The sequence below is a fragment of the Pseudomonas sp. IPO3747 genome (assembly GCF_013385245.1).
Taxonomy (GTDB): domain Bacteria; phylum Pseudomonadota; class Gammaproteobacteria; order Pseudomonadales; family Pseudomonadaceae; genus Aquipseudomonas; species Aquipseudomonas edaphica.
The window spans coordinates 249,599-263,716 of sequence record NZ_JACAQL010000004.1; the positions used below are offsets into that span (position 1 = coordinate 249,599).

The following is a 14,118-nucleotide window of genomic DNA, read 5'->3' on the forward strand; positions in this document are numbered from 1 at the left end:
ACTCCAATGGAATGTATGGGCCGCAAAAAAGTGCCAGGCTCTCCAATCATAAGCACCTTGCGCCATACGTGACTCGTCATGTCGAGAGCTGCCATTTGGCCGTCAGACGTTCGCTTTTAGTGCACTACGTGGACTCGAAATAAAAAATAGCACACCACTTGAAGCCAGGGCGTCGACATTTAAGAAAAGCTGAACCGAATCAAAATACCTGGAGGGCTCAGCCTAGTCAATTATAACTCAACCCTAGCTATATGACGCCTCGTCACGGTAGTCGCACACAACAAAACGATGCTGCCATCTGCTTAGAACCAGAATTCCACCCGAAGACTGAGCTCACCTGCTACCTAAGGGATCGTCAAAATGGAGTTTAAAATATGCGTGGATTAGGGTTGATACTTTTATACATCATAACCGAATATAATCTAATCCCGACATGCGACAACAACATAAAAACAATGGAAAAATAGACGTATAGAAAATCAGAGTAGACACGTATACATGCCTACAGGATTAATAAATTTTGCATATAGAAACAGCTTTGACTACGGCGCACTTAACGATCACAGAAACATGAAAAGGATTCCCTGAAAAACATCAAAACCCCTAAAGTTGATACCCCCTAACCTTAAGAGAGCGCCTAAACTCCATCATGCTGGATAGCCTTTCCAATTCATCAACAATGAGCTTTAAGTTTCCCAAGCGATCAAGCTTGAGCTAATTGAGCGGGCGGTTACGCTACATTTAAAAAACAATAAGCTCTGCCTTCCAACCGCCAAAAATGTGTGTCTAGCGGAACAACTCAGAAGCTAAAGATTGCCAAGAAGACCATTCACTGCATTGGTAAACAAATGTGATTTTGGATGGCGGAACGTATCATCCTGTTGACGTCTTTCCAGACTCGCGATGCCTTAATTAACGACCATCTCGTCTCAAAATGACCTGGTTCCCGCTTTGGAAAAGGCCGCCACCCCAATCCGGACCTGCTGCATACCACTGTCGCTGAATTACTTACCAAGAGGTTCGCGACCTCCAGTACTGGACTGGTATTCAGGCCCCCGCGAACCGTTGGTACCGTACACCACTGGTCAAAAGTCAACCGTCACGGGCCCCCTTGAGCAACTGGTTCACGCGTCCGGGAGCGACAAGGAGCTTATAAAATGCCCGAACGACCTTTCACCTCCTCACAAGTTCAAACACGCTACCCGTTTCGGCGCTAGTTTTACACCTTCATGAGCAGGGTCTTGATGAGGGCTATCAACGCCAGCCCGTAAACATAGGGCTCCCGCACATTTGTTGCTTGCATGACGTTAAAGTCAACAATATTAATGTTGTCAACCGAGGATATTACGGTGAGGCAGGAAAGAATTTTAATGCAGATCCCTGTTCTTCATTACACTTGAATATGTTAGGCTCCCTTACAATTTTTTTTGCATGAGAGATGGAGCACTCGCGTGTCTGATCAAGCTACGACAATAGCGGTTCTGATTCCCAGCTATAAAGTGAAGAATCACATATTAGACGTAATTCGGCTGATCGGGCCGGAAGTTTCTAAAATCTACGTAGTTGACGATTGCTGCCCGGATGGATCGGGAGATTTCGTTATTGAACACTGTACCGACGAACGCGTAGTAGTATTGCGCAACCCCGTCAACCTGGGCGTCGGCGGAGCGGTGATGACTGGCTACAAGGCCGCCATCGCGGATGGAATCGATATCATCGTGAAGATCGACGGTGATGGACAGATGGACCCCAGCCTGATCAGTGACTTTGTCTCTCCCATCATCGCCGGCAACGCTGACTACACCAAAGGCAATCGCTTTTTCAATTTGGAAAAGATATCCGAAATGCCAAAAATTCGGCTGTTCGGTAATGCTGTCCTGTCATTTATGACGAAATTGTCTTCGGGCTATTGGGAGCTATTCGACCCGACCAACGGCTATACAGCAATTCACAGTGAAATAGCCAAACACCTACCCCTTAACAAGATAAGCCAGCGTTACTTCTTTGAAACTGACATGCTTTTTCGCCTCAACACATTGGGCGGCGTTGTCATTGACATCCCTATGGATGCCAAGTATGAAGATGAAGTCAGCAATCTGAAAATCTCCAAAGTAATTGGAGAGTTTCTCGTCAAACATATCCGAAACTTCGGCAAACGCATTTTTTACAATTATTACCTTCGCGGCATGTCGCTGGCATCGATTGAGCTTCCGCTAGGCATAATACTGTTAGTCGCGGGGTCAACCTTCGGCATTAGCCATTGGATCGAGTCTATGCAATCCAATGTATCGACACCAGCCGGCACTGTGATGCTATCCGCTTTACCTGTCATTGTCGGAATTCAATTTTTACTGGCATTCATCGGCCATGACATTTCATCCTCCCCGCGCCAAGCTTTCCACGTGTTACGCAAAAAACATATCCTGCCTAACAAGGACCACTCAGCATGATTTACCTGATAGCGTTTGCTTGTGTTGTCGGAATTGCCATCGGGCAAATTCTATTTAAGCTTAGCGCTGCGGCCTTGCATCAAAGTGGTAGCTGGTTTGATACCAAAACACTGATTACATTATTTTCAGCTTTCGCACTGTATGGCATCACTACAATTGCCTGGATATGGGTACTGCAGAAGATTGAATTAGGCAAAGCCTACCCATTGATGGCACTTGCATTCGTGCTAGTACCGATTGGAAGTCACTTCATATTGGGAGAGCGCTTCCAACCACAATACTTCGCCGGGGTTGCCATTATCATTTTGGGTATCGTTGTTATCGTAAAGTCTTGAAATCTTCTACGCTAACTCCCGCTCATCAAGATATGCCAATACCCTTGAGACCAGCGTCGACACGTCGTGCTCCAACGTATTAAGGTGAATATCGGGGGCACGTGGGGCTTCGTAAACAGAGTCGATGCCGGTGAATTTTTTGATCAACCCCTTACGGGCTTTCACGTAAAGCCCCTTTGGGTCCCGCCGCTCACACTCAGAAAGTGGTGCATCAATAAAAATCTCAATAAATGCATCAGCGCCGATGACCTCGCGCGCGAGCGTTCGATCTCGCTCGAACGGAGAGATGAATGAGGTGATCACAATAAGACCGGCATCAACGAATAATCGCGATACCTCTGCTACACGCCGGATATTCTCCTCACGATCGGCATCGCTGAACGCCAGATCTCGACACAACCCAAGGCGAACATTGTCGCCATCGATCAAAAAGGTGTGGTGACCCCGCTCAACCAACGCCACTTCAATGGCGTTGGCGACGGTAGTTTTCCCCGCACCGCTAAGCCCGGTCAACCATAATACGAGTGGCTTTTGACCTTTGATCTTGGCTCTCGTGTCGGAACTGACGCTGGAGACCTGAAATACCAAATTATTGCCCATCACTCAAAATCCAATGAGAGTTATTTATTCGAGTGTCGAATACTTTCGCCACTGGAGATTAATACATCGGGAACACATTTAAAATCTATAACCCCGGTCGCTAATTGCTCGGTAACCGGTAACACTCGGAATAAACAGGCATCCAATAGCCGATGCAGGTAGGTCTCTCCCTCCTTGATAGCACCCAACACCCCGGCATTCACGAAATACGTACCTGGATTCAAGTTACACTCAAATGCGAACTCAACTTGGATCACAGTTCCGGCTGATACATAACTGATGGCATCTTGAGGATTTAGAGCGGTCGCAGCACCACCCAGTTCGACGCCGGCTAACGTTTTGATCATCATGCCAAAGCGCACACCCGTCGCAGCGACTGCAAACTCAACTTTGTAGGTGTAACGATAGGTACGCCCGCGCTTCAAACAATTAACAGGCTCGCCGGCAAGATCGACGATCCTCGGTAAATGAATGACCGCACCATGGGACTCATAGGCGAATTCACTTTTGGAAATCAGATGAGGGTCATAGAACTCTTCCACCTCATCAACATGACTCTTCGATGCCGACGACTGTGCCGGCTCAGACATTGAGTTCAATGTCAATAGCGCTACATCGCCTTCACTGCTGACCGCTGCACGGATACTCTCAATTTTTTCGCTAGGCGCATAAAGCAGTTTTTGATATTTTCCGATAACGCTTTTAGGCGTACCTTCCGTGAGCTTATCGCCATTATCCAAAAGAATGGCGCGATCACACAGCTCAACAATCGCGCTGCCCGAATGTGATACAAACAGGATTGTTGCACCGTTGGCTTTGATCGCCTCGATTCGTGCAAAACATTTGCGTTGAAATAGCTCATCCCCTACCGACAATGCTTCATCGACGATAAGAATTTGAGGGTCGACGTTAATTGCCACAGCGAACGCAAGGCGAACCATCATCCCACTTGAATACGTCTTGACCGGCTGATCAATAAAGTTGCCGATCTCAGCGAACGCTTCTATTTCAGAAAATCGTGCATCGGTTTCCTCTCGTGACAGCCCGAGCACAGCAGCATTCATATAGACGTTTTCACGCCCACTAAAGTCTGGATTAAAGCCGGACCCCAACTCTAGCAATGCCGCAACTCGCCCAGACGTTTGAACATCCCCTGAGGTTGGCGTTAACGTACCACAGATGATTTGCAACAACGTGGACTTGCCGCTACCGTTGCGCCCGATAATACCCACGGTCTCACCTTTGCGGACCGCAAAGGAGACGTCACGCAGCGCCCAAAACTCTCTAAAGTATTGTTTGCGTCGACCATTAAACATTTGTAAAAACCGGTCGCGAGGATTGTCGTAAATGTGAAAGCATTTACTGACGCCGCTTACTTTTATCGCAATATCAGAGCACATCGGAGAACCCTTTTCGCATTTTCTGGAACCATACAAATCCTGCCCAGAATACGACTAACGCAATGAGTAAGTACTGGAAAAGCCCCATAAAGTCTGGCGCCTTGCCCCAAATTAAGACATCTCGGGCTTGCTCAATGATAAACGTCAAAGGGTTTGCCATGATGAGTGGTTGGAATTCCAGCGGCAAGTTCTTTACTGGGAAAAACACCGGCGCCAAAAACATCATCATGGTTGTAATAATGGTCACCGTTTGCCCTACGTCCCGAAGGAAAACGCCAAGCGATGCGAGAAACCATGCCAATCCCAGTGCAAGAACCAATAGCGGAAAAAGCACCAACGGAAGGTACAACATATGCCAATCGGGCATATCAATAAGAATGGAGTACGCGAACAGCCAAACAGTCAAGCTGACCAACGCGTGAAATAGCGCAGCGCAGGCTGCGACGACGGGCAAAATCTCGAGGGGGAAAACCACTTTTTTCACATAGTTGACATTTCCCACGATCAAGCCCGGGGCACGGTTAAGAATCTCCGCAAAAAGACCGTAGACAATCATGCCGATAAAAAGCACGACAGCAAACATCGCTTTGCTTTCTTCTACCCCATTTTCTGCCATTCCCCAACGAGAGCGGAATACCACGGAAAATACAAAAGTGTAGACAGCGAGCATCAGTAAAGGGTTGAGAAAAGACCACCCTAATCCGAGAAACGACCCTTTGTAACGACCTATCACTTCACGTTTGGTCATTTGGCCAATTAACTGGCGATTCACCCACAGACTACGCAGCAACGCCCATATCGATATGGGTTGGGGAGCATGCGGGTTCATAGCTTGACTCCTGGATTCACTGTTACAGCACGTTGAATATAAATAATGATAACCGCTCTCCTAATACCCGACTCACCTGCTTCCGAGTAGAAAGTGGATAGGCAGTCGTAGTGTCACAATGTGTAAAATACTAAAGGCCATCCCAGAAACCGCCAAGGGGCTCCTCTAAATAGAAGGAGCCACTGAAGCGAAGGCTTTCAGTCATACATTCGCGTGTGACCGTTAAAAGCCCGAATCATCCACAACGCACCTAATAATGAGCCTGACACTGGACAACATCCTGCAACCTCACCCTTTACGCTTGCCGCTTCTCTTCGACACCGAGTAATAGTACCAAGCCTAATACCATGATTAAGGGTATTGCCCCAAACAGGTACCTGAAATCCGAAGCAATACTGGTCGGTAGGAACGAGCCATACATCAAGATCGTAGCGAGTGCAATACTTGCGCCTATCGCCTTTACAGCACCGGGTAAGGTCTTGCGCCCACCAACGACAGCAATAACAACTAGTAACCCCATCCAGAAAAAATGTCGATAGATTGGCCAATTGAAAAAATAGGCGGCCATGTCATAGACTTTCTGAGCACGCTGCGTTGTACCTTGTTTAATGCTAACCGCTGCGAAGTAGTCAGGGCGACCCTCAACCCCAACGAAGACCGGCAACGTACCATTAAGCCCACGCATTCCTAGCAAAGTTGCAAAGGTAGTTGCTCGATGCTCCAGATAAGCGCCTGGGTTTTGTTTAACCATCGCCCACCAGGCCTGTCGTAGAGTTTCGGGTGGAATGGCCGCCAACCAGTCGTGCACAACCGGGTTCAGATCAAGGAAATCAATTCTGCTTGGATCATAGGCAGCCTTGATCGCAGTAAACTGCTCTTCAGTAATCGGGAAAACAAAATCACCAGGGGAGCGTTTTGAATCACTGATGATCCCCGCCAAGTCAAACTGCATGATACCGCGGAAGCCAACAGAGCTCGCGCGATCATCGGCGCCCTTGATCGTGGAGTTGACCTGGTGCTGAATACCCCAGACAACGCCCACGAACAACACGACAATCACTGCAGCCGCCAGGAGCTTTCTACTGGGTTTGAAAGAGTAATAAGCGAGGATTGGCGACAGCAAAAGTACCGGCGCCATGAATACCCCTTGCTGACGAGCCTGATAGCCAGCGCCAAGCAGGACGATGGACAAACCGATGCAAGAGTAACGACGTAGCGATGACCCCACGGTGGCGGCAATCGCACAGGCGCATGCGGCGGTTAATAAAGATGCAAACAACACATCCTTCCATACGATCCCTGCGTAAATGAAAATGATCGGGTTCATTATCAACAGGAATGCAAGGACCACTCGCCATGTAGCAATTTCATCAAAGCCACACGCTGCGCGTATTTGCAACATCGTCAATGCGACAGCGGCAAAGGCACCGTAAAGCAGCACCGCATTGATCAGCACGAACATGGCGGTTGAGAGTTCCCCCCCTCCGAGCCAATGGAGCAAAGCCGACATGAACGGCGGACTCCAACTCACGGACTGCCCTGTATAGGCCTCGTACAGTTGTATGCTGGAGTCCATCGACATTTGCCCTGGCGCATGTATAGCAATCGCTGCACAGGCAAGCAGCGCGGTGAGCAAAATGATAAGGCGGCTCACGTGGCCAGCCCTGATAGCGCCCAATGCATTTGCCCTCTTGTTTTGAAGCGTACCTTCCCGCTGCTGATTAACATCCGTTAACGGCATCACATCTAATCCTTTTCAAGCAATCGGGGTCATCGCGAAATACGTTTGACGATACCGGGAACACCTTCTGTACGCAGCACTTCCCATGCACGTTTAGCCAACTTCACACCGTGACTTGGATCGTCTAGCGCCTGGCCTAAATGTTCACGGACGCGACTGGAACTGAATACGGCCGGCACTCCACCCGCCTGATATCCTGGAGTCAGCGCAGACGTGACCCGCAACGTCTCAGCGGCCGACGTCTTGGCGTCGAAAAACGCAGGGAACTCAACACGTCCCTGGGACTCCCACCAAGCCAGATAGCCACCGCCTTCGGTTGCAAAAGGATCCGGAAACGCTTGTTGCAAGTCCAGACGCTCCCGATAAATGAGGCGTGCGGCCTTTGGAATAGGGGTACCGTCCGCAAAACGCGAGAATGCCCAAGGCACTTGGCTCAAAGGGTCTTTGCCAAGATCAGCAATAGTCTCTGTGTACCATTTGATCAACGCATGCGCGGTCGGCTGGTCAGCGGCATTTTTCCAAGCCATGGTCTTATGCGCACCGCTGTCAAAACCAGTGAAGTGATAGAAGCCAAGAGGCTGGCCGTCCACCAACACTTTATCTGGCAATTCACCGGTAATCTGGCGAGTTGTAATGTTCCACGGTGCCACGTTCAGGCGCGACGTGCGAAGGATGCATACGCCTTCAAAGAACGCCGGCACGAGATCAATCCAGCGCTGATCGGTGAACAACCCGTTGTGAATCTCGGCACGACAGAAGTAGTAAAGGCGATCCGACCACCAGCGAGCAAACTGCTTACCAATTTCCGTAGGGGCTACCGCGAGGAAGCCCAGATTATAAATACCGTGCTTCAGGCTCGATATTTCGTTATCCATGATCGCAGCCAAGTTAGGCTCTGGAGTCACTTGATGAGGCGTCAGCGCGATATTTGAATGCTGGATAGCTTCCAGCACGTCATTAAGTGGTGAAAACAGCACGGTGTCAGGGTCGAGGTAGATCACCCCTGCACAGTCAGGACGATCAAGCAGGTGAGCAAGAAGGAACGGCTTGATGGCCGTCGACAGCTCTACGATGGTATGGCAAAACGCCCAACCATTTGCATCCGGAATATCGAGGCTGCTGATGGGATGAATTTCATCAAACGGCTCTGCGGACAGGTCTAAACCGGCGGGCACTTCATCCGATAACGCCAAATGCACGACCCAGTCAGGATGGTATTTTTTAATCGATTCGACCAATGCCCGTACTTTTGGAATGTAATTACAGGCCGCGCTGGTATAAACATGTATTTTTTTCAAGAGATGACCTTAAGACTTAAAGGGTGAAGAGAACGATCGAAAGCCAAGATATCCTCGAGCAAGCCCGGCCCATCTTGTCGTTTTGCGATGTAACCGGTGTCGAGACTGCGCACCAAATCGGCTTGAGCTCCCAGGTCGAGACATATCAATGGAAGTTTCATCGAGAGGATTTCATGCGCAACAAAGGAAAATGTTTCAGGGCAAATTGAAGGCAGGAACGCAATGCTGATGCCATGTTTTTCTACAATCTTTGGCAAATCGTCTTGTGCATAGGGACCTGTTTCCTTCACCACATCCGCAGGACAAGGCGCATCAACGTTTCCAATTACGACAATTCGAACTGGCGCGTCCGCTTGACGAATAGCTTCGGCCAACCCCTCCAATACACCTGCCCCTTTGTGATGGGAAATCGCGCCAATGACGCCAATCGTCAGGTACTTTTGCGGCTGTTTTGGGAGGCTAACTTCGCGCAGCGGCTCCACATAATGCGGAGAAAGCTTGGCACGGGCTCCCAGGCCCGGATAAGCGCGCTCAAGTAGCGTTCGAGATGAAGTTGAAAAACAACGGATCTCGTCAGCTGCACGCAGCAATTCACCCCACATCTCACGCCAGCGTTCAATTGAACGTTCGCCCGCCAGAGAGACAAATCCATCAGGATGATTACTCAGGCACTCATTACAACGCGATACTGAAGGTATGCCGCAGTACTGCCCCTTATCATCCAGAAGGAAATGCGACGGGCAGACAAGAAAGTATTCATGTATCGCCACCACCAGGTTAGTCTTGGTTCGCTGTTTCAACGCCAGCATGAACGCCCTGACGCTTTGGGGCTGTGGAAAAGAGACAGCGCAGTTAAAAAACACTTCCTTAAGATTTGCACGCACTAACAGTTCGGCCAGGCTGTCCAAATTCGCGAGTTTGCACGAATAAGACCCGCTACGATCCCGAATTTCTACGAACGTCTGCATTGAGGACACGCGAAAGCTGAGCAAGATGACGGTATCACCTGCCGCCCTCCAATCAGCAGCCACCCGTTCGCGGAAAAGATTGGCGCCGCCGCCCATCGAATGATCAATCAATAAACGGCATGGGCGGTTCTTCAAACGGGCAGCAAGAGCGACCTCGTCCTGACTCAGCAGCGCTGGATTGCGCCCGCGATAACGCAGGCACTTCCTGATCAGCGTTTTAAAATTCCCACGGCGCAAATAAGCCCAGGCTCGCTTGGCAAGATATATGTTTTCCGCGACTTCAGTGTTGGGTGTAGCGTCAGGCGCCGACAGAACCAGTTCGTGGCGACCGACGGCGCCAGCCGCCATTTCAAACACCAGCTCGACCTTTACAGGATCCTCGGCGCCCCAACCGGCAATCACCATAAAACCTGAGTTGGCCGCGCGATCGTTATTCGGAAACGCTGCAGCGACGTCTTCGCGCGCTCTGCCCAACGACACCGCAACGCGCTCCACACGCCCATCCGCAAACCCCATGCAAAGGTGCGCCTGAAAAATCGTATGCTCATGGTCAAGCGCCCACCCGAAGCCGAACAGACCATAGGGGTGGCGAACGAAATGATCCATTTGGCAGATTAGGGTTGTCGAGCGTACCTCAGGTTGCTTGAGACGCTGAAGGTTGGGATCAACTACATCCATGTATATCGGTTCCAGTATCGATTTATTGCCACAAAGTTCTTCGACATGAGCCAAAGTCACCTACTTAAGTTTAGGGCCCAGCTCTGGTCTGTCTTGCAACGACTCTGCTGCAATCACTTGCGTCACACCGAAATTCGATGCCTGTAAATTAGCCAGTTCTAATGCCTCTTGCTGCTGCCCCACGATCTGTTCGGCGTAAGCCAAAGCATTGCTGGTCAGCATGAGTTGAGCATCAAGCTTTTGCATCTGCTCCAGACGCTCAAATGCGAGAGACTCTGCCTCTTGGAAGTGCAACTGCATCTCATCGCTTCGCTTGGATGCTTCCTGCTGTTCGCTTACAAGCCGCTCAGCGAGTGCGAGTGCAGCACTTGTTTGAATCAATTGGGCATCGAGCTTTTGCATCTGCTCCAAGCGCTCAATCGCTAACAGCTCGGTTTCACGGAATCGAGAGCAGGCTTCATCCTGACGTGCGATTAAATGATGCTGGTCCAACACGATCTGCTCGGCACGTGCGAGTGCGGTGCTGGTTTCCATTAACTGGGCGTCCAACTTCTGCATTTGCTCCAAACGCTGGATGGCTAACAACTCCGCCTCCCGAAAACGCGCCGACACCTCTGCTGTACGCTCGAACGCTTCGCGCTGCTCACTGACAATTTGTTCCGCGCGGTTGAGTGCTGCGCTCGTTTCAAGTAATTGGGCATCCAGCTGTTGCATTTGCTCCAAGCGCTGGATCGCTAATAGTTCCGTCTCTTGAAAATGCGCCAGCACATCATTTGTTCGCTGGGACGCGTCCTGTTGTTCTAGGACAATCCGCTCTGCACGGGAAAGCGCTGCACTTGTTTCGAGCAGTTGAGCATCAAGCCGTTGCATGTGCTCCAGACGCTCAATCGCTAACAGCTCAACCTCATGGAATCGCGAGCACACCTCGTTCTGACGCTCGATGACACCTTGCTGATCAAACACGATCTTCTCGGCACGCGCGAGCGCATCACTTGTCTGGTTCATCTGAGCATCAAGCTTTTGCATTTGCTCTAGACGCTCAACTGCCAGTAATTCGAATCGGTGAAGACGAGAACATGCATCATCCCTATGTTTAGCCTCTTCCTGCTGACGCAACACTATCTGCTCGGCTCGAGCCAGAGCATCGCTGGTCTGTATCAGTTGAGCATCAAGCTTCTGAGTCTGGTCCAGACGGTCAAGCGCCATTTTTTCGGCCGCTTCCAGTCCCTTGCTCAACGCACCAATGCGTGATTCCATGACCGAAAGCTGCCGATCATTCTGAAAGAATTTCTGTACGGAAATTAGTTCCGGGATGATATCACATTGATACTGACCGATTATCCCCTTCCACTGAACGCTCTCTCGGAAAGCCCTCGGAGACATGCCAACTTTTATTGCGCTGCATAAAGCCTCATAGGCCTTCACGACCAGCGGCGGCAGAGTTTCCTGACTCGTATCAGCACCATGGGTCAGCGCAGGGGCAATGAAGTCGCTCGCGAAACTTGTAACGATGTCCGGATCAGGTGTCAAACTCAACCAATCTGCAACGTCGGTTAAAAAAGCCGCTGGTTCATTAAGCAAATGATCAAATGCGAAAAATCTCATGTCCTCAGCGACGTCCAGATACTCCAACGCTCCGAACAAGTGAGTCATCCACAGCCACGCTGCTCGCTCAGCGGAAATACCATCACGCCGAGCCAGAGAATGCGCAACCTCAGTTGGATTGCGCACCACCATCATCAGCTTCGGTTTGACGCTTAATCGAGAGAACACTTGCCCCCAAAACGGCGCAAGCTGACACATCCTAGGATCTTTAAATCCCCAAGCGGGCGTATCACCAAATAGACCTCGAACCAAATCGACAGCCTCGTCGACAGACTCATCCCATCGGCTATCTCGCTCAAGACTAGGAGGCAGCGGCGAGTCCCAGCGACGATCATATAAGGCCAGCAATCTGTTATTAAATTCGACAACCCGGCGCTCTTCGAAATACCCCTTGGGGTTCCATTCGTCACCTTGAAACAACGAACTGCCCATCACCAGACCTAACTGTTCAAGGCCTGCCGCGATGGCGCTGGTGCCACTACGATGCATACCCAGCACGATCACTACATTCTTATTCGCGTCAACTGGATACATTATTGAGAACTCTGCTTATTGACATTCTGACGAAAATGGCCGATGACCTTTTAACGAATTGGATAACCTGCTCAGAGGGCAATGGATGTATCGTAAATGACACACCACTGGAACGCCGAGCAAGCGACGCGCCTATGGGCTAATGGAGAAGTAGCGGGCGACCACTTTTCCTAGCATAGAGCCCCTAAGCGCGCATAGAGGTTCAGATTTTTTTCATGACGGTTGCAAGCATAAGCCCTAGATTTCCAAGGAACGTCTGCCGATACAACCCCGCCAACCACATACCCGAAACTCGCCGAACAATACTCTGCTTGCGCGCTCCCTTGAAATGAGCAAGCGTTACCTGATTGTCACTGCGCAGCCGATGATGCATGACCTCCAACGCCTGTATATTTTGCTCGTTCCATTCGTGAAAGCGCCCTTGAAAAACCATTCGCAACCGAATCAAGCGCGCAAGCCAACCGGAGTTGCTGCCAACCACATTCTCAGCATGCTGCCTATATTTCATTTTGGGCTCTGGGTCGTAATAAACGTCACCGCCCACACCTGACACCAACTGATAAAGCCACCAATCATGCGCAGGGACATTCAACTCCGAGCCCGCCTCGCACAATAGCGAATGGGCAGCCCGATTGAAGACCATCGTGTTACCACCAGCAATACTTTGAACCAGCGCATTACTGAAGCGTGGCGCGAGTCGAAAGTGAGGTGAGTAACCTATGTGGGCACCGTCCTCCCCGATCAATTGAGTTCGACCACAGTAAAGTCCAGGGCGGTCAGCTGGCACGGTCTGCAACCAAGACAGCGCATGCTCCAACTTGTCGTCATTCCAGATGTCATCCTGATCGGACCAGGCGAAAAAGTCGGCCTCAATGTCTACCTGAGAACTCAGCGACAAAAAATTGGCAGCAAACCCTCGTTTTGGGCCTTCTAAAATTCGCAGGCGATCATACCCCCATCGATTACGGCAGCCTTCCAAAAGCGCAACAGTCCCGTCTTGAGAGCCGTCATCAGACACCATCAAGGTCCAGTTGGGATGAGTCTGGCGCTCCAATGAATCGAGCTGCTCAGTAAGAAATGCCTCGCCGTTGTAGGTGCACATTAGCACCACGACTTTAGCTCCGCGAATATCGCGCGATTGCAAGCGAGAAGGACTACACAATGTGGTAATAGACACGAATATCCCGTCGCGACGAACTGCCAAACCTGTAGGAAACAGGGATGTACGCCGTAAGAAAGTACGAATTATTACAGCTATTTTCAAAACGTACAATCTGACGCATTGACCAATGGTCGATATTCAAAACTCAAAGCACCAATATCGCAGCAGTTTGCGTCAAGAAACCGACTTTAGAGCCTTCGCCCGCCCCTGAACCGCTAATACAGTAGTGGCGCGAGCGACAGCAGAGAGCGGCATTTTGCCATCATCTATATATTCACAGACCTCACCAATAAGGTTGATGATTTCAAATAAAACCGCCATCGGCAGATGCCGACAAAATTCAATGCCAAAAAGTTCATTACTTTTTTTAGATATAATTGTTTTTAAACCACTGGCATTTATAACAGGCGTGTATAGAGCGAACAATGCGATGCCATTCGCACCAAAGTGAAGCGTGATCCACATCAAATGATCCTGAATGCACGCAAAAGGTACTGGAGTACCACCTTGATTCATTC

Annotated in this window: 11 protein-coding genes; 2 read left to right on the top strand and 9 right to left on the bottom strand. The window is 50.0% G+C overall.

Annotation, left to right across the window (positions count from 1 at the left end; genetic code table 11):
• The first annotated feature begins 1,451 nt into the window (after nucleotides 1-1,451).
• Both HX790_RS08090 and HX790_RS08095 read left to right on the top strand, forming a co-directional pair.
• Nucleotides 1,452-2,450 carry a glycosyltransferase family 2 protein gene (locus HX790_RS08090; RefSeq protein WP_017134830.1) on the top strand — a complete coding sequence of 333 codons (999 nt, stop codon included), beginning with the start codon at nucleotides 1,452-1,454 and terminating at the stop codon, nucleotides 2,448-2,450.
• Nucleotides 2,447-2,785 carry an EamA family transporter gene (locus HX790_RS08095; RefSeq protein ID WP_017134829.1) on the top strand — a complete coding sequence of 113 codons (339 nt, stop codon included), beginning with the start codon at nucleotides 2,447-2,449 and terminating at the stop codon, nucleotides 2,783-2,785. Before HX790_RS08090 ends, HX790_RS08095 begins: the two co-directional genes overlap by 4 nt.
• Before the next feature lie 6 nt (nucleotides 2,786-2,791).
• Here HX790_RS08095 and cysC read toward each other — a convergent pair whose 3' ends face one another.
• The 9 genes from cysC to HX790_RS08140 all read right to left on the bottom strand — a co-directional run bounded on the left by cysC (nucleotide 2,792) and on the right by HX790_RS08140 (nucleotide 14,065).
• Nucleotides 2,792-3,385, bottom strand: a complete 594-nt coding sequence (gene cysC / locus HX790_RS08100; protein ID WP_017134828.1) for an adenylyl-sulfate kinase — start codon at nucleotides 3,383-3,385, stop codon at nucleotides 2,792-2,794.
• 20 nt (nucleotides 3,386-3,405) lie between these two features.
• Nucleotides 3,406-4,785: an ABC transporter ATP-binding protein gene (locus HX790_RS08105; RefSeq protein ID WP_017134827.1), complete on the bottom strand. Its 1,380-nt coding sequence runs from the start codon at nucleotides 4,783-4,785 to the stop codon at nucleotides 3,406-3,408.
• The gene (locus HX790_RS08110) at nucleotides 4,775-5,614 is read right to left on the bottom strand and encodes an ABC transporter permease (RefSeq protein ID WP_017134826.1); all 840 of its coding nucleotides are present in this window, start codon (nucleotides 5,612-5,614) and stop codon (nucleotides 4,775-4,777) included. The genes HX790_RS08105 and HX790_RS08110 overlap by 11 nt, the downstream gene beginning before the upstream one ends.
• Nucleotides 5,615-5,909: 295 nt before the next feature.
• Nucleotides 5,910-7,355 carry a hypothetical protein gene (locus tag HX790_RS08115; protein WP_017134825.1) on the bottom strand — a complete coding sequence of 482 codons (1,446 nt, stop codon included), beginning with the start codon at nucleotides 7,353-7,355 and terminating at the stop codon, nucleotides 5,910-5,912.
• 29 nt (nucleotides 7,356-7,384) lie between these two features.
• A complete protein-coding gene (locus HX790_RS08120) occupies nucleotides 7,385-8,653 on the bottom strand; it encodes a hypothetical protein (protein WP_026013508.1) in 1,269 nt (422 codons plus the stop codon).
• A complete protein-coding gene (locus tag HX790_RS08125) occupies nucleotides 8,650-10,299 on the bottom strand; it encodes a glycosyltransferase (RefSeq protein ID WP_176991418.1) in 1,650 nt (549 codons plus the stop codon). Before HX790_RS08125 ends, HX790_RS08120 begins: the two co-directional genes overlap by 4 nt.
• A 60-nt stretch (nucleotides 10,300-10,359) precedes the next feature.
• Complete coding sequence (locus tag HX790_RS08130; RefSeq protein WP_017134822.1) at nucleotides 10,360-12,438, bottom strand: sulfotransferase family protein; 2,079 nt, start codon at nucleotides 12,436-12,438, stop codon at nucleotides 10,360-10,362.
• 202 nt (nucleotides 12,439-12,640) lie between these two features.
• Nucleotides 12,641-13,615 carry a glycosyltransferase gene (locus HX790_RS08135; RefSeq protein ID WP_026013507.1) on the bottom strand — a complete coding sequence of 325 codons (975 nt, stop codon included), beginning with the start codon at nucleotides 13,613-13,615 and terminating at the stop codon, nucleotides 12,641-12,643.
• Between the two features lie 159 nt (nucleotides 13,616-13,774).
• A complete protein-coding gene (locus tag HX790_RS08140; RefSeq protein WP_176991419.1) occupies nucleotides 13,775-14,065 on the bottom strand; it encodes a hypothetical protein in 291 nt (96 codons plus the stop codon).
• Nucleotides 14,066-14,118 lie beyond the last annotated feature (53 nt).

Excerpts from the sequence above, each read along its gene's own strand:
- HX790_RS08095 (WP_017134829.1), top strand. The coding sequence starts at position 2,447 with ATGATTTACCTGATAGCGTTTGCTTGTGTTGTCGGAATTGCCATCGGG.
- cysC (WP_017134828.1), bottom strand. The coding sequence starts at position 3,385 with ATGGGCAATAATTTGGTATTTCAGGTCTCCAGCGTCAGTTCCGACACG.
- HX790_RS08105 (WP_017134827.1), bottom strand. The coding sequence starts at position 4,785 with ATGTGCTCTGATATTGCGATAAAAGTAAGCGGCGTCAGTAAATGCTTT.
- HX790_RS08110 (WP_017134826.1), bottom strand. The coding sequence starts at position 5,614 with ATGAACCCGCATGCTCCCCAACCCATATCGATATGGGCGTTGCTGCGT.
- HX790_RS08115 (WP_017134825.1), bottom strand. The coding sequence starts at position 7,355 with ATGCCGTTAACGGATGTTAATCAGCAGCGGGAAGGTACGCTTCAAAAC.
- HX790_RS08125 (WP_176991418.1), bottom strand. The coding sequence starts at position 10,299 with ATGGATGTAGTTGATCCCAACCTTCAGCGTCTCAAGCAACCTGAGGTA.
- HX790_RS08130 (WP_017134822.1), bottom strand. The coding sequence starts at position 12,438 with ATGTATCCAGTTGACGCGAATAAGAATGTAGTGATCGTGCTGGGTATG.
- HX790_RS08140 (WP_176991419.1), bottom strand. The coding sequence starts at position 14,065 with ATGTGGATCACGCTTCACTTTGGTGCGAATGGCATCGCATTGTTCGCT.